Annotated in this window: 22 protein-coding genes; 15 read left to right on the top strand and 7 right to left on the bottom strand. The window is 32.8% G+C overall.

The genetic code is table 11. The annotated features are described in order from the left end of the window. Nucleotides 1-87: 87 nt before the first annotated feature. Nucleotides 88-1377, bottom strand: coding sequence for an arsenite efflux transporter membrane subunit ArsB (arsB, locus tag HMPREF2706_RS06980; RefSeq protein WP_064212374.1), 1290 nt, complete (start codon nucleotides 1375-1377; stop codon nucleotides 88-90). Between the two features lie 183 nt (nucleotides 1378-1560). Between arsB and HMPREF2706_RS06975 the strand changes: the two genes are divergently transcribed. After that, on the top strand, nucleotides 1561-2589 hold the full coding sequence (locus HMPREF2706_RS06975; RefSeq protein WP_049427673.1) for a 6-phosphogluconolactonase: 1029 nt from the start codon (nucleotides 1561-1563) through the stop codon (nucleotides 2587-2589). 119 nt (nucleotides 2590-2708) lie between these two features. Here HMPREF2706_RS06975 and HMPREF2706_RS06970 read toward each other — a convergent pair whose 3' ends face one another. The 3 genes from HMPREF2706_RS06970 to HMPREF2706_RS06960 form a co-directional block, all read right to left on the bottom strand. Further along, nucleotides 2709-4088, bottom strand: a complete 1380-nt coding sequence (locus tag HMPREF2706_RS06970) for an aldehyde dehydrogenase (protein WP_049427675.1) — start codon at nucleotides 4086-4088, stop codon at nucleotides 2709-2711. A 193-nt stretch (nucleotides 4089-4281) separates the two neighbouring features. Next, on the bottom strand, nucleotides 4282-5208 hold the full coding sequence (locus tag HMPREF2706_RS06965) for a manganese-dependent inorganic pyrophosphatase (RefSeq protein WP_049427677.1): 927 nt from the start codon (nucleotides 5206-5208) through the stop codon (nucleotides 4282-4284). Nucleotides 5209-5262: 54 nt separating this feature from the next. Next, nucleotides 5263-5817, bottom strand: a complete 555-nt coding sequence (locus HMPREF2706_RS06960) for a cysteine hydrolase family protein (RefSeq protein ID WP_049427679.1) — start codon at nucleotides 5815-5817, stop codon at nucleotides 5263-5265. A 198-nt stretch (nucleotides 5818-6015) separates the two neighbouring features. Between HMPREF2706_RS06960 and HMPREF2706_RS06955 the strand changes: the two genes are divergently transcribed. Next, nucleotides 6016-7101, top strand: coding sequence for a glycosyl hydrolase family 28-related protein (locus tag HMPREF2706_RS06955; RefSeq protein WP_002469717.1), 1086 nt, complete (start codon nucleotides 6016-6018; stop codon nucleotides 7099-7101). A 108-nt stretch (nucleotides 7102-7209) separates the two neighbouring features. Here the strand turns inward: HMPREF2706_RS06955 and HMPREF2706_RS06950 are convergent, their stop codons facing one another. Beyond that, complete coding sequence (locus HMPREF2706_RS06950; protein ID WP_070862288.1) at nucleotides 7210-8013, bottom strand: prephenate dehydratase; 804 nt, start codon at nucleotides 8011-8013, stop codon at nucleotides 7210-7212. 17 nt (nucleotides 8014-8030) lie between these two features. Further along, a complete protein-coding gene (locus tag HMPREF2706_RS06945) occupies nucleotides 8031-9098 on the bottom strand; it encodes a nitric oxide synthase oxygenase (RefSeq protein ID WP_070862287.1) in 1068 nt (355 codons plus the stop codon). A 207-nt stretch (nucleotides 9099-9305) separates the two neighbouring features. Between HMPREF2706_RS06945 and HMPREF2706_RS06940 the strand changes: the two genes are divergently transcribed. From HMPREF2706_RS06940 to HMPREF2706_RS06895, 10 genes are all read left to right on the top strand, one after another. Beyond that, complete coding sequence (locus tag HMPREF2706_RS06940) at nucleotides 9306-10775, top strand: nicotinate phosphoribosyltransferase (protein WP_049427683.1); 1470 nt, start codon at nucleotides 9306-9308, stop codon at nucleotides 10773-10775. Then, complete coding sequence (gene nadE / locus HMPREF2706_RS06935) at nucleotides 10768-11589, top strand: ammonia-dependent NAD(+) synthetase (protein ID WP_047796465.1); 822 nt, start codon at nucleotides 10768-10770, stop codon at nucleotides 11587-11589. The genes HMPREF2706_RS06940 and nadE overlap by 8 nt, the downstream gene beginning before the upstream one ends. Nucleotides 11590-11674: 85 nt before the next feature. Continuing rightward, nucleotides 11675-12301, top strand: coding sequence for a DUF2179 domain-containing protein (locus HMPREF2706_RS06930; protein ID WP_002453623.1), 627 nt, complete (start codon nucleotides 11675-11677; stop codon nucleotides 12299-12301). Further along, nucleotides 12285-12464: an NETI motif-containing protein gene (locus HMPREF2706_RS06925; RefSeq protein WP_002469715.1), complete on the top strand. Its 180-nt coding sequence runs from the start codon at nucleotides 12285-12287 to the stop codon at nucleotides 12462-12464. The genes HMPREF2706_RS06930 and HMPREF2706_RS06925 overlap by 17 nt, the downstream gene beginning before the upstream one ends. A 281-nt stretch (nucleotides 12465-12745) precedes the next feature. Further along, nucleotides 12746-14041 carry an adenylosuccinate lyase gene (gene purB / locus HMPREF2706_RS06920; RefSeq protein WP_002435899.1) on the top strand — a complete coding sequence of 432 codons (1296 nt, stop codon included), beginning with the start codon at nucleotides 12746-12748 and terminating at the stop codon, nucleotides 14039-14041. A gap of 123 nt (nucleotides 14042-14164) precedes the next feature. Beyond that, the gene (locus tag HMPREF2706_RS06915; protein ID WP_002435940.1) at nucleotides 14165-14467 is read left to right on the top strand and encodes a YerC/YecD family TrpR-related protein; all 303 of its coding nucleotides are present in this window, start codon (nucleotides 14165-14167) and stop codon (nucleotides 14465-14467) included. Between the two features lie 305 nt (nucleotides 14468-14772). Beyond that, nucleotides 14773-15462: a heptaprenylglyceryl phosphate synthase gene (locus tag HMPREF2706_RS06910; RefSeq protein ID WP_002435967.1), complete on the top strand. Its 690-nt coding sequence runs from the start codon at nucleotides 14773-14775 to the stop codon at nucleotides 15460-15462. Beyond that, nucleotides 15462-17657: a DNA helicase PcrA gene (pcrA, locus tag HMPREF2706_RS06905; protein ID WP_070862286.1), complete on the top strand. Its 2196-nt coding sequence runs from the start codon at nucleotides 15462-15464 to the stop codon at nucleotides 17655-17657. The genes HMPREF2706_RS06910 and pcrA overlap by 1 nt, the downstream gene beginning before the upstream one ends. A 7-nt stretch (nucleotides 17658-17664) precedes the next feature. Then, the gene (ligA, locus tag HMPREF2706_RS06900) at nucleotides 17665-19668 is read left to right on the top strand and encodes an NAD-dependent DNA ligase LigA (RefSeq protein ID WP_070862285.1); all 2004 of its coding nucleotides are present in this window, start codon (nucleotides 17665-17667) and stop codon (nucleotides 19666-19668) included. A 12-nt stretch (nucleotides 19669-19680) separates the two neighbouring features. Beyond that, the gene (locus HMPREF2706_RS06895; RefSeq protein WP_023350021.1) at nucleotides 19681-20889 is read left to right on the top strand and encodes a CamS family sex pheromone protein; all 1209 of its coding nucleotides are present in this window, start codon (nucleotides 19681-19683) and stop codon (nucleotides 20887-20889) included. Nucleotides 20890-20962: 73 nt separating this feature from the next. Here HMPREF2706_RS06895 and putP read toward each other — a convergent pair whose 3' ends face one another. Continuing rightward, nucleotides 20963-22498 carry a sodium/proline symporter PutP gene (gene putP / locus HMPREF2706_RS06890; RefSeq protein ID WP_070862284.1) on the bottom strand — a complete coding sequence of 512 codons (1536 nt, stop codon included), beginning with the start codon at nucleotides 22496-22498 and terminating at the stop codon, nucleotides 20963-20965. Nucleotides 22499-22877: 379 nt separating this feature from the next. Between putP and gatC the strand changes: the two genes are divergently transcribed. From gatC to gatB, 3 genes are read left to right on the top strand one after another with little or no spacing between them, the layout of a single operon-like run. Next, nucleotides 22878-23180 (top strand): Asp-tRNA(Asn)/Glu-tRNA(Gln) amidotransferase subunit GatC, encoded by a 303-nt coding sequence (gene gatC / locus HMPREF2706_RS06885; protein ID WP_002435888.1) that lies wholly within the window; start codon nucleotides 22878-22880, stop codon nucleotides 23178-23180. 1 nt (nucleotide 23181) lies between these two features. Then, entirely contained in the window at nucleotides 23182-24639 is a 1458-nt protein-coding gene (gene gatA / locus HMPREF2706_RS06880; RefSeq protein WP_049427691.1) for an Asp-tRNA(Asn)/Glu-tRNA(Gln) amidotransferase subunit GatA, read from the top strand. A gap of 12 nt (nucleotides 24640-24651) precedes the next feature. Beyond that, nucleotides 24652-26079 (top strand): Asp-tRNA(Asn)/Glu-tRNA(Gln) amidotransferase subunit GatB, encoded by a 1428-nt coding sequence (gene gatB, locus HMPREF2706_RS06875; protein ID WP_002435944.1) that lies wholly within the window; start codon nucleotides 24652-24654, stop codon nucleotides 26077-26079. Nucleotides 26080-26171: the final 92 nt, after the last annotated feature.

The following is a 26171-nucleotide window of genomic DNA, read 5'->3' as shown; positions in this document are numbered from 1 at the left end:
TTATACGAACATTTGTTCTATTTTGCAATACAAAATTGCTGGCTATATTTTTGTGATTTTAAGCCAGCTTGAGAGTGTATTCAATTTTTAAAAAATAATTAGAGTAAAATAGAGTCCTAGTAACGTTATAAATAGTACAGGAATAGTAATCACTATACCTGTTTTAAAATATGTTCCCCATGATATTTTAACACCTTTTTGAGTTAATACATGAAGCCACAATAAAGTTGCTAAAGAGCCAATTGGAGTGATTTTTGGACCTAAATCAGAGCCAATAACGTTTGCATAGACCATACCATCTTGAATTAATCCTTCAGAATTAGATTGAGCAATAGCAATTGCATCTAATAAAACAGTGGGCAAGTTATTCATAATAGAAGAGAGGAAGGCTGCAATGAATCCCATACCCATAATACTACTGAATAGCCCATGGTTTGAAATAGAATTCAAAATATTCCCTAGTACTAATGTTATACCTACATTTTTCAATCCATACACTACAAGATACATACCAATTGAAAATATAACTATATTCCAAGGAGCTTCTATTAAAACTTCTTTAGTATTAACTGCTTTAGAACGACTCGCTAAGAGTAGGAATACAAAAGCAATAATTAATGCTATGAAAGCCACGGGAACATGAATAAACTCACTTGTTAAATAACCTATTAATAAAATAATAAGAATAATCCAAGACGTTTTAAAAAGTTTCTTATCTCTTATAACTGATTGAGGTGTGGCTAAATCTTCAATATTTGTACTTTTAGGAAGAGATTTTTTAAAATAAAGCCAAAGCACAAATATGCTTGCTAAAAATGAAAATAAATTTGGAATTATCATTCTTAAAGCATATTGAATAAATGTGATGTTAAAGTAGTCAGCTGAAACGATATTGACTAAATTACTGACAGTGAGTGGTAGGGAAGTGGTATCGGCTATAAATCCACTTGCTATAATAAATGGGAATATTGTTTTTTTATCAAAACCTAAGCTCCTTACCATAGCTAACACTATTGGTGTAAGAATAAGCGCAGCACCATCATTGGCAAATAGAGAAGCTACTACAGCACCTAAAGTCATTATAAAAATAAACATTCTAAGGCCATAGCCTTTTGAAGCAATAATCATATGCAAAGCAGCCCATTCAAAGAAGCCAATACGGTCTAAAATGAGTGATATTAAAATTATAGCAACGAAAGTTAACGTTGCATTCCATACTATATTTGTAACTGTAACAATATCAGTTAGAGATACAACGCCTGTAATAATAGCTAAAAGTGCACCAGCTACAGCAGTAATTCCTATATTTAATCCTTTTGGTTGCCAAATAACAAAAATTAAAGTTATAACGAAAATAACAATAGCTATAAAGGTCATAAATGATTCACTCGACTTTCTCTATGCAAGAGTAAATAGATTATAAATTTAATGAACATACTATAGAATATCAATTTCCATATATTTTTTCTATAGTGGAAAGTGCAAAAGTTTTAATTGTAAATCGCTGACACTTATAGTTAAAATTAAACCAATAATGATTAATTTTACGGAGGGATAAATATGACTATTGGATATATTGGTTCTTATACTAAGCAAAATGGTAAGGGAATTTACCGTTTCGAATTAGAAGATTTAAAAGGGACAATAAAAGAAGTTCAAACAGGTTATGAAATAGAGGCGTCTACATATTTAACTAGAAATGAAAACTATTTATACGCCATTACTAAAGAAAATGAAAATTGTGGTGTAGCAAGCTTCAAAATAACGCAAAATAGTGATTTAGAACTAATTAATAAATGTTTAGCATCTAAAAATGGAACAGGATGTTATATACAAATTTCAAGTGATAACAATTATTTATTTGAAGCTGTTTATGGTGCTGGAATTGCACGAATTTATAAGTTAAATAAAGATACTGGAGAAATTGAAAAACTTATTGAAGAAATTGAACATGAATATCCAACAGGTCCACATGAAAGGCAGGAATCCCCGCATGTCCATTTTTTAAATGAAACGCCAGATAATAAATATGTAGTAGCAACCGATTTAGGCTCAGATAGAATCGTTGCTTATACATATGGTGACCAAGGTTTAAAAGAATATGCTGTTTCACAATTTAAAGAAGCGGATGGCACAAGGCACATTACTTTTAGTAAAGATGGTAAATACGCATATGTAGTTCATGAATTATCTAATTATGTAAGTGTAACTGAATATAATGATGGTGAATTTAAAGAAATTGAGAGACATCTTACAATACCTCAAGATTTTAAAGAAGAATCGAAATTAGCTGCGGTAAGATTATCTCATGATCAGAAACATTTATATGTAAGTAATAGAGGTCATGATAGCATAGCTATTTACGAAGTTGTTAATAACGGAAAATCATTAAAAATGGTGGATATTCAACCGACTAAAGATGAATTTCCTAGAGATTTTAATATTACGCCGGATGATAACTTAATAGTATGTGCTCATCAAGAAGGTGAGTCTAAAGTAACTGTGTTTAAAAGAGATAGTGTCACAGGAAAACTTGAATTTATTGATGACCACGAAAGTGCACCTGAAGGTGTTTGCGTCTTATTCTAAATGATTAAGCTCCATATGTAATTAATAAGCGATGCCATTCTAAAAGGTACACTAAAATTTTACCTTTCAGAAATGCATTCACACCAAATTACATATGGAGCGTTATTATAGTTAATTATTTAATTTTTAAAGAAGGCTTTAATATATTTAAATTTGCCTTTATAAGGCGGGAAATAGATACTTGATTCTAAACGTGTAGATTTAAATGTATATGATTTCATATGACTAAAGGTATCAAAAGAATATTTGCCATGATATTGACCGATACCTGAAGCCCCAATGCCACCAAATGGTAAATTAGGATTTGCTAAATGCATAAGTGTATCATTTATAGCTCCGCTACCGAATGATAATTCCTCTAATACGCGGTGTGTAGAATTTTCATCCTCACTAAAAAGATATAAACTTAAAGGTTTAGATTTACTCTGAATAATTTGAATTGCCTCATCGAAATCATCATAAGTAATAATTGGTAGAATAGGACCAAAAATCTCTTCCTGCATAACTTTATCTTGTAGATTAACATTGTCTATTAATGTAGGTTCAATATATAAATCTTCTTCAAAGCTTTTACCACCGAAAATAGTTTTACTCTCATGAGTTTCTAATAATTCATTTAAGCGGTTGAAATGTTTTTGATTAACAATTCTTCCAAAATCAGGACTTTCTTTGATGTTTTCCCCATAAAATTCTGTAATTGTTTGTTTTAGTGCATTAATAAAATCATTTTTTACTTTTCGATCAATTAGTATATAATCAGGTGCTACGCATGTTTGTCCTGCATTCGTAAATTTTCCGAAACTAATTCTTTCACTAGCGACTTTTAAATTTGCAGTTTGGTCAATAATGACTGGAGATTTACCACCTAACTCTAAAGTAACAGGTACCAGATTTTTAGCAGCCGATTCATAGATGATTTGACCAACTTTTTCGCTACCAGTGAAAAACATATAGTCGAACGGTAAATGAATTAATTTTTGAGTTTCCTCAATGCCACCTTTCACAACTGAAATATAATTCTCTTCAAAAGTTTCTTGAATTATATCTTGAATTACTTCTGCTACGTTAGGGGTAAGTTCAGAGGGTTTAACAATGGCAGTATTACCTGCAGCGATGGCTCCAATTAAAGGTTCGAATACTAGCTGTACAGGATAATTAAAGGGACCAATAATTAAAACAGTACCGTAGGGTTCATTTTTGATATAACTTTTAGTTGGAAATAAATAAAGCGGTGTTTCAACTTGTTTAGTTTTAGCCCAATTTTTTAGTTCTTTTCTGGCAAGTTTAATGCTTTTTAGTAATATACCAATTTCTGTAGCATAAGCTTCTACTTTGCTTTTTCCTAAATCTTTATTAAGTGCTTCTAGTAAAGCTTGTTCATGATTTTTGATACTTTTACTTAAAGCTTTTAATTGGTGCTTCCTAAATTTTAAATCTTTAGTTTTATTTGTTTTGAAAAATTGCTTGCTAATATTAAATTGTTGTTCAATATCGTTCATTTTAAAGTTTTACCTCCCTGAAATTTTTATGGTAGTAAAAGAGGTCTATGTACTCACTTAAATTTTTAATTAGGAAAACAATAAGACACTTAACAAATTTATACCCCAAAAAAGCTCTATTAATGTTATTTTTTATAATAAAAAAGGAGCATTTTAAAATGCTCCCAAATTCATTTAAAATTAATTCAAATAATTATGATAATACTTCAGTAATTTGAGGTACCACTTGTTTCTTACGAGAAACTACGCCAGATAAGAAGGCCATACCATCATCTAATTGAACATTAAATGCTTCGCCTACTTTATCTTTTTCAGCGCCGACAACTAAAATTTTAGAATCACTGTTGATAATATCAGTTACTACAAGTACGAATAAGTCATATTTTTCGTTTGCGCTTATCTCTAACATTACTTTTTCTAATTCATCTTTACGGTTAAGTACTTCGTCGATATCTACAGTGTTAACTTGTGCGATACGAGTGACATAGTCGCCCATAGTAAATGATTTAGCATCCATACCTAATAGGGTTTCTGCAGATTTATCAGTAGTAGAAGCACCAGCTTTTAGCATATCTAAACCATAGCTATCTAAATCAACATTGGCAATTTCTTTTAATGCTTGAGCTGCGTTAACATCTTCTTCAGTACATGTAGGTGATTTAAATAATAAGCTATCTGAAATTATAGCTGAAATCATTAAACCAGCAATTTCAGGTTTAATTTCAAATCCACGTTCTTTATACATTTTGTATAAAATAGTAGCAGTACATCCCACTGGTTCAGCTCTGTAATAAAGTGGGGAAGCTGTTTCGAAATTTGCGATACGGTGGTGATCAATCACGTGTCTTACAGATGCGTCAGCGATTGAATCAGCACTTTGTTGAAATTCGTTATGGTCAACTAAAATAACATCTTCATTATTTAAGTCTTCAGATAATAATTCTGGGGCTTTTACTTTAAAGTAATCTAAAGCGTATTGTGTCTCAGCACTAACTTCACCTAATCGGTAAGCTTTTGCTTCAGAGTTACCAGTTTGTTGTTCAAAATCAGCCATGATAATAGCTGAAGAAATTGCATCTGTATCTGGATTTTTGTGCCCAAAAATAAAAGTTTTTGTCATTTTCAATATCTCCTTATTCATTTATATTTAATCACATTTTAGCATGATTTTAGTTTAATCTTCTACCTTAGCACCTAGTGAGTTTTGGAAATGCGCTAGTGCCCAAATATGCCCTTCTTGGTTAAAGGATGCTACACCTCGGCTTGGAATTGTGACGTTATAACCTAAGTTATAGGCTGAAATCGCTGTATGTAACACACATATATCCGTGCAAACACCTACAATTTCTACATTTTTAATATCACGTTCCCTCAACAAACTATCTAATGGTGTACCATAAAATGAATCATATCTTGTTTTATCCAAGTAATGGACTTGTGAATTATGCTTGTTTTTCTCGTATATTTCACCAACTTTTCCATATAAACTACGGCCATTTGTTCCATAAATGTTATGAGGTGGAAAAAGTTGTGTCTCAGGGTGGTATAGGTCATTCTCATAATGGACATCCATTGTAAAAAAGATATCTTCTTGATGGTTAAGATACGTTTCAATTCTTCTTAAAATATAATCCTCTATTTCTTGACCAGGCTTCCCACAAGTAAGTTTTCCATCATTCGCAATAAAATCAATAGAATAATCCACTATAATTAGTGCGTTTTTATTCATTAAAACATCCTCCCTCTAATGTGTTTAAAAAGCACTATATTGGTATATTTATATATAAATAAGACTTTTTGATGTGTATTTATACTAAAATTAATTTTTAAAATAAATACAATATCATTAATGAAATATAACTTTAGTATATAGAGTTCACATCAAGCATACAATCATTATTTTTTATAAAACGGGGGGGATTACCGAATGTTCATTAATGCCAGGGAATTTGGTTTAACTGGAGAAAATAAATATAAAGACACAAGAGCAATTCAAAAAGCATTAAATTATGCCAAAAAAGGTAAACACACTGTTTTTATCCCTAAAGGTACATATCATATTAGAAAAGCTTTAGTCATTTATGATTCTACAACGTTGCTACTCGATGATGAGGCAGTTCTTTTGCGAGTAGGGAAAGATGCATTGCTAAAAAATGGTAAACCTTATATTTTTTACCATAAATATTCTGGAAATAGTCATATTTATATTAAAGGTGGCACGTTTGATATGAATGGGGGCGACTTTCCATACAACAATACTGCTATGAGTATAGGTCATGCTGAAGATATTCAACTTATCGGCGTAACCTTTAAAAATATAGTTGGTGGACATGCATTAGATGCATGTGGTTTAAATGGCTTACATATTACAGATTGTTCATTCGAGGGTTTTCTCGACATAGATGGAGATCGTTCATTTTCAGAAGCAGTTCAATTAGACATTCAAGTGCCAGGTGCATTTCCTAAATTTGGCACAACTGATGGTACAATTACTAAGAATGTTGTTATAGAGAATTGTTATTTTGGTAATTCTGATCATCCGAAAATGAAAGCATGGAATCGTGCAATAGGTTCACACGCAAGTCGCTATAATAAATTTTATGACAATATTCATATTAGAAATAATGTGTTTGATAAACTAAAAGAATTTGCTTTAACACCGCTAAAGTCTAAGAATACATTTATTTCAAAAAATGAATTCAAATCATGTAATGGTGGTATACGATTTCTTGGCGTGAAAGATGGTAAAAATGCAGCAGACCCTCAAACAGGTCAAGTTATGGGTACACAAGCAGGGGAAAATTTCAATGTGATTGGTAATACCTTTACAGGAAAGATGGAGAGAGATGCAGTTCATATAAGGAGTTATAATGATGTGAAACATCAACATGTATTTATAGCAGGTAATCATTTCGATGATTCAACGCAAACTCTACATCTAGAGGATATAAAAGATCTAACTCTTAATCAGGAAGAGGAATTTTTAAAAGTCGAAAAAATTAATGTCGAATAGCTATGCAACTATATTAATAAATCTTAAGCATCATTAAAAAATAAATAAATTAAACAATAAACCCGCTAAATAACTTTTGTTTAGCGGGTTATTTAAATATTTGAATTTCTAAAATCTTTTATTAAACGAACCTATTAAATTCACTGTAAAATCTAACGTTTTTAAAATAGTAATTACTTTATTAACATCGTTGGTTACAGGTGTGTCTGCTTGTACGAAGAAGCGGTACATTCCCAATTGAGTTTTTAAAGGTCGTGATTCAATCCATGAGAGGTTGATATTAAATAATGCAAAGGTATTTAATACACTCGCTAACAAACCAGGTTTATCATACTGAGGGGTAATTAAGAACATGGTTGTATTAGTATCATCTTCAAAGTGTGTATGATTTTTAACAATTAAAAAGCGTGTGACATTATGCGGATAATCTTGAATATGCAAATCAATAGGTTGATATCCATAAGTTTCTCCACTACCTAAAGGCGCAATAGCACCTATACCTTTGGCTATTTTATCTAAACTTTGAATTGTACTGTCTGTATAATCGTACAGAAATTGATGTTGGTGTATATAATTGGTTGTTTGACTGATAGCAGGCGCGATTGAGTAGACTTTTTTAATGTCATGTAAACTATCAGAAGGATAGCCATACAATGCAAAATCAATATCTAAGTGAATTTCACCATGAGCATAAATTTTTTGTTCAGCTAATGCGTCAGCTACGATGTTAATCGTACCTTCGATAGAATTTTCTATGGGAACGATACCGATTGAGTTATCGTCACTTGAGACTGCTTTGATCGCTTCGTGAAGGTTTGACTTAGCTAAATATTCGATATCATTTTCTAAAATAAGTTTTTGTGAAGCGAGATAAGAGAAAGTTCCTTTAGGTCCTAAATAATATAATCGCATGTTTCACTCCTAAAATTTTAATGAAAAGGGCACTTCATAGGTTCATTCTTTTTATAGTAGAAATTAGTTGATCGCATCGTATTATCATAACCATGATGATAGTTAGATGTTAACGTTGGCGATAAAGGTGGTGCTAACCATGACCATTTACCAGTCACGTGTCTATCATGCTTAAGTTCATTTCGTTCAAACATTTCAAACTGCTTTGAGGCAGTTAAATGGTCGACAATAGAAACGCCCTCAGCTTTAAAGGAATGATATACGGCATAGTTTAATTCTAAAAGTGCTCGATCCTTATTAAATGAATTATTTTTAAGTGTATCAAATTCGAAGGCTTCTGCAACTTTTTCTAAAAGATTATAACGATAACTATCTATGAAATTACGTACACCTATCTCAGTTACCATATACCATCCATTAAACGGTGCAGTAGGATAAATGATTCCGCCAATTTTTAAATCCATATTGGAAATGATTGGCACTGCATACCATTTTAAATTTAAATGTGCTAATTTTGGATACTGGTCATGAAATATAGGTACCTCTTTAATAAGATATTTTGGATACTCATGAAATTTTAGTGCTTCATTAGGCATTTGATATATCAAAGGTAATATATCGAAATCTGTACCCTCACTGCTCCATCCTAGATGTTGAGCCAATCGTGTCACTTTTTTCTCAGATGGATCTCCTGCTTTGTCATAACCTGCGTAACGAATAAGCTGATTATTATATATTTTAGGGCCATTTTTGGGTGAATAAATTGTAATAAGTGGCTTGATTTTACCATTATTAGTCGCTTTATTTATATGTTGGTGAATTGTATCAATGAATTCTTCTTCATTTTCAACATGACGCGCATCTTCCACATTTAGAGATTCCCAAAATAGTCTCCCAATACAACGATTAGAATTTCTCCATGCCATTTTCGATCCATATACCAATTCTTCATAAGTATGGGTGTAGCTTCCTGTTTCTTTAATTTCTTCTTCAATTTCATTAAGTCTTTGTTGAGTTTCACTTGAGCTATAATTTAATTCATTAAACATGGTTTGAATAAATGATTTAGCTTCATCTAATAACATTTAAAACACCTCATCCGTATTATAATCGAGGTTTTAAAAATACTCAGTTAAAATATTCAATTGTCATGAATTTGTCGTTGAGAGTTTTGTGACAACCAAATTTAAAAACTATTATAACATTCTGACTTCTTAGGTAAGTCGTTTACTTTCACAATGTGAATTATGATAAACTAGTCGTAAATGACTCGGTTGATTGGAGAGATTTGAGTGTACCAATTTAAAGATGACAGCTTAATGCTACAAAATGACTTATATCAAATTAATATGGCGGAAAGCTACTGGAATGACGGCATTCACGAAAGAACTGCTATTTTTGATTTATATTTTAGAAACATGCCTTTCAACAGTGGTTATGCGGTTTTTAATGGTTTAAAACGTGTAATTGACTTTATAGAGAATTTTGGTTTCTCTGATGCTGATATAGACTATTTAAAAACAATAGGCTATAAAGATGATTTTCTAAGTTATCTAAAGAATTTAAAATTTACAGGTAATATTCGCTCTATGCAAGAGGGGGAATTATGTTTCGGTAATGAGCCATTAATAAGAGTTGAGGCTCCTTTAATTCAAGCTCAACTTATTGAAACAATTTTATTAAATATAATTAATTTCCACACACTTATAGCGACTAAGGCGAGCAGAATCAGACAAATCGCTATGAATGATACATTGATGGAATTTGGAACTAGAAGAGGTCAAGAAATTGACGCTGGCTTATGGGGGGCTCGCGCAGCCTTTATTGGTGGATTTGACTCAACTAGTAATGTAAGAGCGGGTAAGCTATTCGATATACCAGTTTCAGGTACGCATGCGCATGCATTAGTTCAAACATATGGTGAGGAGTATACAGCATTTAAAAAATATGCTGAACGACATAAAAATTGCGTCTTTTTGGTAGATACTTTCCATACATTAAAATCGGGTGTGCCTACAGCAATAAAAGTAGCTAAAGAGTTGGGTGACACTATCAACTTTATTGGAATTAGATTAGATTCTGGAGATATTGCTTATTTATCTAAAGAGGCAAGACGTATGTTAGACGAAGCTGGCTTCACAGAAGCTAAAATTATTGCTTCAAATGATTTGGATGAGCAAACAATAACAAGTTTGAAAGCACAAGGAGCTAAAGTGGACGCATGGGGTGTGGGAACTAAATTAATTACTGGTTATGATCAACCTGCACTCGGTGCAGTATACAAACTAGTAGCCATTGAAACTGAGGATGGTACTTTTAGTGATAGAATCAAGCTTTCTAATAATGCCGAAAAAGTAACGACTCCTGGTAAGAAGAATGTCTATCGTATTATTAATAAAAAGACTGGAAAAGCAGAAGGTGACTATATTACGCTTGAAGGAGAAGATCCATCAACTGAAAAACCTCTCAAACTATTCCATCCAGTACATACGTATAAAATGAAATTTATTAAATCATTTGAAGCGAAAGATTTACATCATACCATCTTTGAAGCTGGTAAGTTAGTATATCAACTTCCTACCGAACGTGAAGCTCAGGCATATTTAACTAAAAGTTTAGATACACTTTGGGAGGAAAATAAGCGTTACTTAAACCCTCAAGAATATCCTGTAGATTTAAGTGCTAAATGTTGGGAAAACAAACATAAACGTATCTTTGAAGTAGCAGAACGTGTTAAAGAGATGGAGGAAGATCATGAGTAAATTACAAGATATTGTTGTTAAAGAAATGAAAGTTAAACAACAGATTGATAGTGAAAAAGAAGTAAATGAAATCAAACATTTCATTAAGTCTTATGTTCAATCTCATTCTTTTATTAAATCGCTAGTACTTGGAATTTCTGGAGGACAAGATTCTACATTAACAGGAAAAATTGTACAGTTAGCTGTAAATGAATTACGCTCTGAGGGACGTGAATGTAAGTTTATAGCAGTTAAATTACCGTATGGTGTACAAAAGGATGCTGATGAAGTAGAAGATGCACTGCAATTTATAGAACCTGATGAAACAGTTACAGTTAATATCAAACCTGCAGTAGACCAAAGCGTCCAATCTCTTAAGGAAGCGGGTATCGAATTGACAGATTTTCAAAGAGGAAATGAAAAAGCTCGAGAACGTATGAAAGTTCAATTTTCGATTGCTTCAAACCAAAGTGGAATCGTTGTTGGAACTGATCATTCTGCTGAGAACATTACTGGTTTCTATACTAAATATGGTGATGGTGCGGCTGATATTGCTCCAATTTTTGGATTGGACAAAAGACAAGGTAAGCAGTTATTAAAGTATTTAAATGCACCAAAACATTTATATGAGAAAGTACCAACTGCAGACTTAGAAGATGATAAGCCACAATTACCTGATGAGGAAGCTCTAGGTGTGACTTATGATCAAATAGATGATTATCTCGAAGGTAAAGATATACCCGCTGAAGCGCGAGAAACTATTGAGAAACATTATGTTAGAAATGCGCACAAACGTGAACTTGCATATACTAGATATACTTGGCCTAAAAACTAAAATTTGAAATAAAATTATTCTTAGTGACAAAATAATGTGTGACTGGTAAAATGATTTGGATTTATAGTTAGAAAAGAGGAATAATATGTCGGCAATCGCTCATAATCCATGGCTAATGGTATTGGCCATATTTGTAATCAATGTCTGTTATGTCACATTCTTGACGATGAGAACCATTTTAACATTGAAAGGCTATCGTTACATTGCTGCAGTGGTAAGTTTCCTTGAGGTACTTGTATATGTTGTTGGTTTAGGATTAGTTATGTCTAGTTTAGATCAAATCCAAAACATTTTTGCATATGCATTAGGCTTCTCAGTTGGAATCATCGTTGGTATGAAGATAGAAGAAAAACTAGCGTTAGGTTATACCGTAGTCAATGTGACTTCGTCAGAGTATGAATTAGATTTACCTAATGAATTAAGAAATTTAGGTTATGGTGTAACTCACTATGAAGCGTTTGGACGTGATGGTAGTCGAATGGTTATGCAAATTTTAACGCCACGTAAATATGAATTTAAGCTTATGGATACCATAAAAAACCTTGACCCTAAAGCGTTTATCATTGCTTATGAACCTAGAAATATTCATGGTGGATTCTGGGTTAAAGGGGTACGCAGACGTAAACTTAAAGCTTACGAGCCAGAACATCTAGATGTTGTAGTAGAACATGAAGAATTAGAAAGTGCGAAGACAAATGAGCAAAAAGTTTAAAGTTGAAGATAATGAGACCATTGCTGATTGCTTAGCTCGTATGCGCGAAGAAGGTTTTATGCCAACTCGTAGAATGGAAAAACCAGTCTATAAAGAAAATAAAGATGGAAGTATAGAAGTGCTCAAACAGGATATAATTTTTGTGGGTAAACCTATTAATTAAATCCATAATGCAAATTTCAATTGTGGTGCTTTTTAAAATTTTGAGTAGAACGGATATTTGTTTTGAAAGTCAGATATCTATTCTACTCTTTTTTTATAGTTAATTGAGTTTCTAAAGTAATTACAATAAAATATGAATATAAGGAAAAAACATTTATACATTTAGCTATAGTTTTGTTAAACTATAACCAACGAGTTAAATACGAACTTTTTTGAAAAAATCAAGTTTAATGTACAGTTTTTAAAATCTGCAATAATACATACGATTGGAGTTATTAAAGAATGATTGAACGCTATTCAAGAGAAGAAATGTCTAAAATTTGGACAGATCAAAATCGCTATGAGGCATGGTTAGAAGTAGAAATATTAGCATGCGAGGCATGGAGTGAATTAGGATATATCCCTAAAGAAGATGTCAAAAAAATTCGTGAAAATGCTAAAGTTGACGTTGATCGTGCAAAAGAAATTGAACTGGAAACACGTCATGATGTTGTAGCTTTTACAAGACAAGTGTCTGAAACGCTTGGTGAAGAAAGAAAATGGGTTCACTATGGTCTTACTTCAACAGATGTTGTAGATACCGCATTAAGCTTTGTTGTTAAACAAGCGAATGAAATTATTGAGAAAGACTTAGAAAGATTTATTGAAGTATTAGCTAATAAGGCTAAGAATTATAAATATACATTAATGATGGGGCGCACACATGGTGTCCATGCTGAACCGACTACTTTCGGTGTTAAAATGGCACTTTGGTATACAGAAATGAAACGTAACCTTAAACGCTTTAAAGAAGTGCGTAAAGAGATTGAAGTGGGTAAAATGAGTGGTGCAGTAGGTACATTTGCTAATATTCCTCCCGAAATTGAAGCATATGTTTGTAAGCACTTAGGCATTGATACTGCACCAGTTTCTACTCAAACATTACAAAGAGATCGACATGCATACTATATTGCTACTCTAGCGTTAATTGCTACTTCCTTAGAGAAATTTGCAGTGGAAATCCGTAACCTACAAAAAACAGAAACACGTGAAGTAGAAGAAGCTTTCGCTAAAGGACAAAAGGGTTCATCGGCTATGCCGCATAAACGTAACCCTATTGGTTCTGAAAATATTACAGGTATTTCACGAGTAATTCGTGGATATATTACTACAGCATATGAAAATGTACCTCTTTGGCATGAGCGAGATATTTCTCATTCATCTGCAGAAAGAATCATGTTACCAGATGTAACAATTGCTTTAGATTATGCATTAAACCGATTCACAAATATTGTAGATCGCCTTACTGTATTTGAAGATAATATGAGAACTAACATTGATAAAACATTTGGTTTGATTTTCTCACAACGTGTATTATTAGCTTTAATTAATAAGGGAATGGTTAGGGAAGAAGCCTATGATAAAGTTCAACCAAAAGCAATGGAATCTTGGGAAACTAAAACACCATTTAGAGAATTAATTGAACAAGACGATACCATCACAAATGTTCTATCTAAAGAAGAATTGGACGAGTGTTTCAATCCTAAACACCATCTTAATCAAGTTGATACAATTTTCGAGCGTGCTGGATTAGAATAAAAATGATAAACTAAATGTGATAAATGCGACTTAAATCCTATACTTTTTTCATTGAATCTACTACACTTTAACTAATTAGTACGTTAAAATGATAAAATAATAAGTGTATAGGGGTTGTTCGAGATGCAAATTGAAAAATTACGTGGGCAAGCATTGGATGAATTATTTGATGCGATCCTAGCGCTAGAAAATAGAGAAGAATGCTATCAGTTTTTCGATGATTTATGCACTGTGAATGAAATACAGTCGCTATCTCAGAGACTTCAAGTTGCTAAAATGATTAAACAAGGTTATACGTATGCAACGATTGAAGACGAATCTGGTGCATCAACTGCAACGATATCTAGAGTTAAGCGTTCGTTACAATGGGGTAATGATGCATATACTATGATTTTAGATAGACTTAATATAGAAACAAAGTCATAAAAGCATTTGAATGATTTAGTAAATGTTCTAAGAATTAATTTTTATGTTTTATATATTTAGGCTTCAAGAAGTGTTAATCCACTTTTTGAAGTCTTTTTAATATTTGTGGTAATAAGTGGTTAATCAAATATATTATCAAGATGTGCAAGATATAAAGATTTAACTTTGAAAAATCTAAGATTCAGTTATCTTTAAAATCATTAAGTTTTATCTGAAATGATGTATTATTATCTTTTTTACTCTTTAGAACTTAACACTTAAAAATGCTATAATTTAGGGTATGTTAAATAAAGGAGTTTCAGAAAATGTATGACATAACAAAGTGGAAACATATATTTAAACTAGATCCGGCTAAGTCAATATCTGACGATGATTTAGAAGCAATATGCATGTCAAATACAGATGCAATTATGATTGGTGGTACGGATAATGTAACCGAGGATAATGTCATTCATTTAATGAGTAGAGTGAGACGTTATCCATTACCACTTGCATTAGAGGTTTCAAATGTTGAAAGTGTAATGCCTGGATTTGATTTTTATTTTATTCCTACAGTGATGAATAGTAATGATACAACATATCATAATGGTATTTTATTAGAAGCTCTCAAACAATTTGGTCATGTAATAAACTTTGAGGAAGTAATATTTGAAGGGTATTTAATACTGAATTCAGATAGTAAAGTTGCACGCAAAACTGGAGCTCAAACGGAATTAAATATTGAAGATGTTGAAGCATATGCGCAGATGGCTAATGAACTCTATCATTTCCCTGTTATGTATTTAGAATATAGTGGGGCATATGGTGACATAGAAAAAGTAAAGGCCGTATCTCAAATGCTTACTGAAACACAACTCTTCTATGGTGGGGGTATCTCAAATTTAGGTCAAGCTCAAGAAATGGCTGACTTTGCAGATACGATTATCGTAGGAAATATTATATATACTGATATTAAAAAAGCGCTAAAAACTGTAAAAATAAAGGAGTCTAATTAATGAATTCGCTAGTAAAGAATATGAATACAGAACAAAGTGAAGCTGTAAGAACGACTGAAGGGCCATTGCTTATTATGGCTGGCGCGGGGTCAGGGAAAACACGCGTATTAACACATCGTATTGCTTATTTATTAGATGAAAAAGATGTGTCTCCTTACAATATTTTAGCGATTACTTTTACGAATAAAGCAGCTAAAGAAATGAAAGAACGTGTTGAACAATTGGTCGGAGAAGAGGCTCAAGTTATTTGGATGTCCACATTCCATTCTATGTGCGTGAGCATCTTAAGAAGGGATGCAGATAGAATTGGAATAGAACGCAATTTCACTATCATTGATCCTACTGACCAAAAATCTGTTATTAAAGATGTTTTGAAAAATGAAAACATAGATAGCAAGCGTTTTGAACCAAGAATGTTCATTGGAGCAATAAGTAATCTTAAAAATGAATTGAAAACACCAGATGATGCTCAAAAAGAAGCAAATGACTTTCACTCACAAATGGTTGCTACTGTATACAAAGGTTATCAAAGACAATTATCACGAAATGAAGCATTAGACTTTGATGATTTAATAATGACTACAATAAACCTCTTTGAACGTGTTCCTGATGCGCTAGAATATTATCAAAATAAGTTTCAATATATTCATGTCGATGAATATCAAGATACAAACAAAGCGCAGTACACTTTAGTGAAATTACTTGCTAATAAATTTAAAAATCTTTGCGTTGTAGGTGACTCAGATCAATCTATCTATGGTTGGCGTGGCGCTGATATACAAAACATTTTATCTTTCGAAGAGGATTATCCTGAAGCGAAGACCATTTTCCTAGAGCAAAATTATCGTTCTACTAAAAATATATTAAATGCAGCTAATGAAGTGATTAAGAACAATTCAGAACGTAAACCTAAGGGATTATGGACTGCAAATACAGGTGGAGACAAAATCCAATATTATGAAGCGATGACAGAACGTGATGAAGCTGAGTATGTTGTGAAAGAAATTATGAAACATCAAAGAAATGGTAAGAAGTATAGCGATATGGCAATACTTTATAGAACTAATGCACAATCACGTGTACTAGAGGAAACATTCATGAAATCTAACATTCCATACACTATGGTTGGAGGTCAAAAGTTCTATGACCGTAAAGAAATCAAAGACTTACTAAGCTATTTACGCGTAATTGCGAATAGTAACGATGATATTAGTTTACAGCGTATTATTAATGTTCCTAAAAGAGGGATAGGGCCTTCTTCAGTTGAGAAGATTCAAACCTATGCAGTTCAAAGCAATATAAGTATGTTCGATGCATTAGGAGAAGTGGACTTTATTGGTCTCTCTAAGAAAGTTACACAGGAATGCATTAACTTTTATGAGACAATAACTCATTTAATAAAGGAACAAGAATTTCTTGAAATAAGTGAAATTGTAGAGGAAGTCTTAAAAAAATCAGGTTATCGTGACATGTTAGAGAGAGAACAGACACTTGAATCACGTAGTCGTTTAGAAAACTTAGATGAATTTATGTCTGTACCGAAAGACTATGAGGAAAATACACCATTAGAAGAACAATCTTTAATCAATTTCTTAACTGATTTATCACTTGTCGCTGATATAGATGAAGCAGATACGCAAAGTGGTGTAACGATGATGACTATGCACTCTGCGAAAGGTTTAGAGTTTCCAATTGTTTTTATTATGGGTATGGAAGAATCACTATTCCCTCATATTCGAGCTATTAAATCAGATGATGATCATGAAATGGAAGAGGAACGTCGAATTTGTTATGTGGCAATTACCCGTGCTGAAGAATTATTATATGTCACGAATGCCACTACAAGAATGTTATTTGGACGTTCACAATCCAATATGCCTTCTAGATTTTTAAAGGAAATTCCAGAAGAGTTACTTGAAAGTCATACTGGTAATAAACGACAAACAATCCAACAACCAAAAGCTAAACCACAACAGAAAAGAGGATTTAGCAAACGAATGACTTCACCTAAGAAACAAGTTTCATCTTCAGAATGGAAAGTAGGAGACAAGGTGACTCACAAAGCTTGGGGTGAAGGAATGGTTAGCAATGTAAATGAGAAAAATGGTTCGGTAGAATTGGATATCATATTTAAATCTGAAGGACCTAAACGTTTACTTGCTCAATTTGCGCCAATAGAGAAGAAGGAGGACTAATAAGGGGATGAAAGATTTACAATCTCGTGTAAATGAACTACATGATTTATTAAACCAATATAGCTATGAATATTATGTACAGGATAATCCATCTGTACCAGATAGTGAATATGATAAATTATTACATGAACTTATAGATATTGAAGAGAAGCATCCCGAATATAAGACTGCTGATTCACCTACTGTACGTGTAGGTGGAGAGGCGCAGTCCTCATTTGAAAAGGTAAATCATGATACACCAATGTTAAGTTTAGGGAATGCATTTAATGAAGAAGATTTAAGAAAGTTCGACCAACGTATTAGAGAAAATATCGGAAACGTCGAGTATATGTGCGAACTAAAAATCGATGGATTAGCTGTTTCTCTCAAGTATCAAAATGGTAGATTCGTTCAAGGATTGACACGAGGTGATGGCACTACTGGAGAGGATATTACTGAGAATTTAAGAACTATCCACGCTATACCATTAAAAATTAAGGAACCACTTAATTTTGAGGTGCGTGGAGAAGCCTATATGCCTAGACAATCATTTATGAATCTAAATGCGGAAAAGGAAGAGAATGGTGAACAACCTTTTGCGAATCCAAGAAATGCAGCAGCAGGATCTTTAAGACAACTTGATTCTAAACTTGCAGCCAAAAGAAAGTTAAGTGTCTTCTTGTATAGCGTAAATGATTTAACTGAGTTTGATGCAACAACTCAAAGTGGGGCTTTACAAGAACTTGATGACTTAGGTTTTAAAACAAACCAAGAAAGAGAACGAGTAGCTGATATTGATGGTGTTCTCGACTATATAGAGAAATGGACTGAGAAAAGAGAGTCTTTATCATATGATATTGACGGTATTGTTATTAAAGTAAATGATTTAGATCAACAAGAGGAAATGGGGTACACACAGAAATCTCCAAGATGGACAATTGCCTACAAATTTCCTGCTGAAGAAGTCGTTTCAAAACTATTAGATATCGAGTTAAGCATAGGGAGAACTGGTGTAGTAACTCCAACAGCTATTCTTGAACCCGTTAGAGTAGCAGGTACAACTGTTTCTAGAGCGTCTTTACATAATGAGGACCTCATACATGAAAGAGATATTCGTATTGGTGACAGTGTAGTAGTTAAGAAGGCTGGTGACATCATTCCTGAAGTAGTCAAGAGCATATTAGATAGACGACCAAAGGATGCCAAGACATATCATATGCCAACACATTGCCCAAGTTGCGATCATGAGTTGGTTAGAATAGAGGGTGAAGTTGCACTTCGTTGCATCAATCCTAAATGTCAAGCACAACTTATAGAAGGACTAATACATTTCGTCTCTAGACAAGCAATGAACATTGATGGACTTGGAACAAAAATTATTCAACAATTATATGAAAATGAGTTAATCAAAGATGTTGCAGATATCTTTTATCTTAAAGAAGAAGACTTGCTTCCTTTAGAACGTATGGGTAATAAAAAAGTTGAGAATCTATTAGCTGCTATAGAGAAAGCTAAAGATAACTCACTTGAACATTTATTATTTGGTCTAGGTATCAGACATTTAGGTGTTAAAGCAAGCCAAGTTCTAGCAGAGAAATATGAAACGATGGATCGTTTATTAAATGTGACTGAGGAAGAACTTGTAGCGATACATGATATAGGTGATAAACTAGCTCAATCTGTTGTCACTTATTTAGAAAATCAAGATATTCGTGCTTTAATTCAAAAATTAAAAGACAAAAATGTTAATATGAATTATAAAGGAATTAAAACTACAGAAATTGAGGGCCATCCTGAATTTAATGGTAAAACTATTGTATTAACTGGTAAACTAGAACAAATGACAAGAAGTGAAGCTACACAATGGTTAGAAATGCAAGGGGCTAAAGTAACAAGTAGTGTTACTAAAAGTACAGATATTGTTATAGCCGGTGCTGACGCAGGTTCTAAACTTGCTAAAGCTGAAAAGTTTGGTACAGAAATTTGGACTGAAGATGAATTTGCTAAAAAACAAAAAGAATTAAATAATTAGAGGAGTACGTCGATGAAGCGAACAATTATTTTACTCATTTCGACAATATTTTTATTAGCTGCATGTAATAACAATCAAAAAGATAACCAATCTGATAAAGATGAAAGTGGAAGTAAGAATAGTCAAAATACGAACCAAGTAAAACAAATTGCAACAGACAAAAATGTTCAAGGAGATAATTATAGAACAATTTTACCTTTTAAAGAAAGCCAAGCGAGAGGTCTCTTGCAAGATAATATGGCAAATAGCTATAACGGTGAAGATTTTGAAAGTGGCTTATTGACTTTAAGTAAAGAAGTATTCCCGACAAATAAATATCTTTACCAAGATGGACAGTATTTAGATAAGAAGACAATTAATGCCTATTTAAATCCTAAATACACGAAAAAAGAAATTGATAAGATGAGTGAGAACGAGAAGAAAAGTAAGAAAGCGAATGAAAACCTTGGTCTTAATCCTTCACACAATGGTGAAACAGACGAAGAAAAAATAGCAAAACAATCACCAGCTTATCTTTCAAATATACTAGAACAAGATTTTTATGGTAATAATGATTCTAAAGCTAAAAATATCAAAGGCATGACGATTGGACTAGCTATGAATAGTGTTTACTATTATCAAAAAGAAAAAGATGGAGAAACATATAGTAAAAAATTAGATGATAAAGAAATTGAAAAACAAGGTAAACAAATGGCAAGTGAAATGTTATCTCGCTTACGTGAAAATAGCGATTTAAAAGATATACCAATTCATTTTGCAATTTATAAACAATCAGGCCAAGATTCTATTACACCAGGTGAATTTATTGCTGGTGCAACTGCAGATGATGGTAAAACAAAAATTAATGAATGGGACGCTATTAAAGAAAAATCAGCCTTGCTTCCTTCCTCAACTGCAGAGGATTATAATGAAACATTAAATAATAATTTCAAACAATTTAATGATAATTTACAATCTTACTTCTCTAACTTTACTCAAGCAGTAGGTAAAGTGAAATTTATTAATAAGAAACCAAAACAATTAACTGTTGATTTACCAATCGATTATTATGGGCAAGCTGAAACTATTGGTATTACTCAATATGTTACAGAGCAAGCTGAAAAATATTTTGATAATATTGATGAGTATGAAATTCGCATCAAAGATGGTAATACACCTCGTGCATTAATTAGCAAATCGAAAGATGATAAAGAACCACAAGTTCATATCTATCATAATTAATATAGTTATAGGCGCCTTCGACTAGTATAAGTGATAAAGTCGAAGGCGCCTATTTTAATGTTTAATTTAGAATTTATTCTCGAACGATTTGCTTCACTTTGTTTAAATCATTTTCAACGAAAGTATCTGGCTTCTTAGTTAATTTACTTACAAAATAAGTAACCATTACGCTGATGATAAAGCCTGGAATAATTTCGTACATTCCAAATAATTCGTTGACCGAAGCAAGTGGTTTAATCCATGCTATCCAAATGATAACGACTAGAGAACCTGCAATCATACCACTCACGGCTCCAGCACGTGTGAGGTCTTTCCAATACAGTGAAAATAGTATAAGTGGGCTAAATGCAGCACCAAAACCTGCCCAAGCATTACCCACAAGGTTAAGAATTGTGTCATTTGGATGCCAAGCGATAGCTATTGCAACAATGGCAACAACTAGTACTGACAAACGGCCTACCATTACAAATTCTTTTTGATGAGCTACTGCTTTATCTTCACCCCGTACAAGTTTATAAAAATCTTCAGTTAAAGAACTAGATGTTACTAATAGTTGGGAAGAAATAGTGCTCATAATTGCAGCTAAAATTGCCGCTAACAAGAAACCACCAACAAGAGGGTGGAATAAAACTTGGCTCATAACAATAAATAGTGTTTCTGGATCTTCTAATTTGATGTGTTTTTCAGAAATAAACGCGATACCTGTTAAACCAACTCCCACTGCACCAAGTAAACCTACTGCCATCCATCTAATTCCTAAACGTCTTGCTTTAGGTAATAACTTATGAGATTTAATAGACATGAATCGTACTATGATATGTGGTTGTCCAAAGTAACCAAGCCCCCAAGAAAATAGAGATATAATACCAATTACAGTTGTCCCTCTAAATAAATCTAAATTTGTTGGTTTCATTTGTGCCACTTCATGAAACGTGTCCCATCCATTTAATTTTAAAAGGGCAACAATAGGTACCATTACCATTGCTATAAGCATAATCACGCCTTGGAAAAAGTCAGTTATTGATACAGCTAAATAACCTCCGAAAAAGGTGTATAGGATAACGATGACTGCAACTAATATCAATCCAAAATGGTAATTAAGTCCGAAGGCACTTTCAAATAATTTACCACCTGAAACGAATCCAGAATGAGTGTATAAAGTAAAGAAGACAACAATAATTAATCCGGAAATAATTTTAATCACATTTTGTTTATCATTCAATCTATTCTTGAAGAAATCAGGTAAGGTGATGGCATCCCCAGCAATTTCTGTATAGACTCGTAATCTAGGAGCGACGACGAAATAGTTTATATAAGCACCAAGTGTTAAACCTATTGTTATCCATATGGCAGAAAGACCTGTGCTATAGACTGAACCTGGAAGTCCCATAATCATCCAGCCACTCATATCAGAAGCACCTGCTGATAGAGCTGTAATATATGGTCCTATATTACGTCCTCCTAGCATAAATTCACTTAAATTGCCCGTAGCTTGTTTGTAACCGTAAAAGCCGATAACGAGCAGAATAATAAAGTAAGCAGCAATCATAATGTATGTTTGCCAATTCGCATCGACTTGGTTACTGAGTGTAGAACCTAATGTCAGCATATGAAACACTCCCTTTACTTTGTTTTTAAATAAGTTATTTGTAATATTATACATGATAATGAAATGTTCAGAAAAGTAAAAATTCAATATTTGTAAAATAATAGCTTTAATACCAGTATAGAAAGCGCTTACTCGAAAGTTTGAAATTAACTTTCGATTGTATAAAATTGCATATTATTTAAAATTTAAAAGTAGAAGTTGTATGAATGTTATTATGTAAGATTGAATTAACTTAAATATGTAACCTAATTTAAGGAAGTTTATAAAGGCTGATATATCAAGCCTTTATTTTATCTAACATCGTTATAAAAACTTAGATTTTTATAGCGAAATTTGATACAATTTGATGATGAATGAGTATTAAGGAGGCTTTTATTTAATGACTAAAGTTACACGTGAAGAAGTTGAACATATTGCTAATTTAGCTAGACTTCAAATTTCTTCTGAAGAAACAGAAGAAATGGCTAATACCTTAGAAAGTATTTTAGATTTTGCGAAACAAAATGATAGTGCTGATACTGAAGGTGTTGAGCCAACTTATCACGTATTAGATTTACAAAACGTGTTACGTGACGATAAAGCAATCGAGGGCATTCCTCAAGAATTAGCATTGAAAAATGCAAAAGAAACAGAAGATGGACAATTTAAAGTGCCATCCATCATGAATGGGGAGGACGCTTAAGATGAGTATTCGCTATGAATCTGTTGAAAAATTAACAGAAATGATTAAGAACAAAGAAATTAAACCTTCTGAAGTTGTTAAAGATATTTATGCAGCTATTGAAGAAACAGACCCAACTATCAAATCTTTCTTAGCTTTAGATAAAGAGAATGCTATTAAAAAAGCAGAAGAACTAGATGATTTACAAGCAAAGGATCAAATGGACGGTAAATTATTCGGTATTCCTATGGGAATTAAAGATAATATTATTACCAAAGATGTAGAAACTACATGTGCGAGTAAAATGCTTGAAGGATTCGTACCAATATACGAGTCTACTGTAATGAATAAATTACATGGAGAAAATGCCGTACTTATTGGTAAATTAAATATGGATGAGTTTGCAATGGGTGGTTCAACTGAAACATCTTACTTTAAGAAAACGTTAAACCCATTCGATCATACAGCAGTACCTGGAGGTTCTTCTGGTGGTTCAGCGGCAGCTGTTGCAGCAGGTTTAGTACCATTTAGTTTAGGATCTGATACAGGAGGTTCTATCAGACAACCAGCAGCATATTGTGGTGTCGTAGGTATGAAACCTACATATGGACGTGTATCACGTTTTGGGTTAGTGGCTTTTGCTTCTTCTTTAGATCAAATTGGTCCTATTACACGCAACGTTAAAGATAACGCAATTGTACTTGAAACTATTTCAGGTGTAGATGCAAATGATTCAACTAGTGCACCAGTAGAAGATGTTGATTTCACTTCAGATATTGGTAAAGATATCAAAGGTCTTAAAGTAGCTTTACCTAAAGAATACTTAGGAGAAGGTGTAAGTGAAGAAGTCAAAACGTCTGTTAAAGAAGCTGTTGAGACGTTAAAATCTTTAGGTGCTGAAGTAGGAGAAGTTTCATTACCTAACACTAAATATGGTATTCCTTCTTATTATGTAATTGCATCATCTGAAGCATCTGCAAACTTAGCTCGTTTTGATGGCATCCGTTATGGCTACCATTCAAAAGAAGCTCAATCGTTAGAAGAGTTATATAAAATGTCAAGATCTGAAGGCTTCGGAGCTGAAGTTAAACGTCGTATCTTCTTAGGAACATTCGCTTTAAGCTCAGGTTACTACGATGCTTACTATAAAAAGTCTCAAAAAGTGAGAACATTAATTAAAAATGATTTTGATAAAGTATTTGAAGAATATGATGTAGTGGTAGGACCAACTGCGCCAACAACTGCATTTAATTTAGGCGAAGAAATTGATGATCCATTAACTATGTATGCAAATGATTTACTAACAACACCAGTTAACTTAGCTGGTTTACCTGGTATTTCTGTTCCTTGCGGACAATTTAACGGACGACCAATTGGTTTACAATTTATCGGTAAACCTTTCGATGAAAAGACGTTATATCGTGTAGCTTATCAATATGAAACACATTACAACTTACATGACGCATACGAAAAATTATAAGGAGTGGAAACCATGCATTTTGAAACAGTTATAGGACTTGAAGTTCACGTAGAGTTAAAAACAGACTCAAAAATGTTCTCTCCATCACCAGCACATTTTGGAGCTGAACCTAACTCAAATACAAATGTTATCGACTTAGCATATCCAGGTGTATTACCGGTTGTAAATAGACGTGCAGTAGATTGGGCTATGAGAGCTTCAATGGCTTTAAATATGGATATCGCTACAAATTCTAAATTTGACCGTAAAAACTATTTCTATCCTGATAATCCAAAGGCATATCAGATTTCTCAATTTGATGAACCAATTGGTGAAAATGGTTATATTGATATTGAAGTAGATGGAGAAACTAAACGTATTGGTATTACACGTCTTCACATGGAAGAAGATGCGGGTAAATCAACACATAAAGATGGTTATTCTCTAGTTGACTTAAACCGTCAAGGTACGCCTTTAATTGAAATTGTTTCTGAACCTGACATTCGTTCACCTCAAGAAGCTTATGCTTATTTAGAAAAGTTACGTTCAATTATTCAATATACAGGTGTTTCTGATTGTAAGATGGAAGAAGGATCACTACGTTGTGATGCTAATATTTCATTACGCCCTTATGGACAAGAAGAATTTGGTACCAAAACTGAATTGAAAAACCTTAACTCATTTAACTATGTAAGAAAAGGTTTAGAATATGAAGAAAAACGCCAAGAAGAAGAATTACTTAATGGTGGCGAAATTGGGCAAGAAACACGTCGCTTTGATGAATCAACTGGTAAAACTATTTTAATGCGTGTTAAAGAAGGTTCTGATGATTATCGTTATTTCCCAGAGCCAGATATTGTACCTTTATATGTTGATGAAGAATGGAAAGAACGTGTACGTCAAACGATTCCTGAGTTGCCAGATGAGCGTAAAGCTAAATATGTGAATGATTTAGGTTTACCTGAATACGATGCACATGTCTTAACACTTACCAAAGAAATGTCAGATTTCTTTGAAGGTGCTATTGAACATGGTGCTGATGTTAAGTTAACGTCTAACTGGTTAATGGGTGGCGTAAATGAATATTTAAATAAAAATCAAGTCGAATTACAAGATACACAATTAACACCTGAAAATCTTGCAGGAATGATCAAATTGATTGAAGACGGTACTATGAGTAGTAAAATTGCTAAAAAAGTCTTCCCAGAACTTGCAGAAAATGGTGGAGATGCTAAACAAATTATGGAAGATAAAGGTTTAGTACAAATTTCAGATGAAGCGACGTTATTAAAATTCGTTAATGAAGCTTTAGATAATAATCCTCAATCTGTAGAAGACTATAAAAACGGTAAAGGCAAAGCTATGGGCTTCTTAGTTGGACAAATTATGAAAGCTTCAAAAGGCCAAGCTAACCCTCAAAAAGTTAATGGTTTATTAAAACAAGAATTAGATAAACGCTAATCCGTCACATATCATTTTCAAAGCTTCTATTACATGTCAACAAACATGTGATAGAAGCTTTTTTAGATTAAAAGATCCAAATAAACATCTTT

Source organism: Staphylococcus sp. HMSC067F07, assembly GCF_001837405.1.
Classification (GTDB): domain Bacteria; phylum Bacillota; class Bacilli; order Staphylococcales; family Staphylococcaceae; genus Staphylococcus; species Staphylococcus capitis.
The sequence above is the reverse complement of the archived record's forward strand: the minus strand, read 5'-3'. Positions and strand labels throughout refer to the sequence as shown.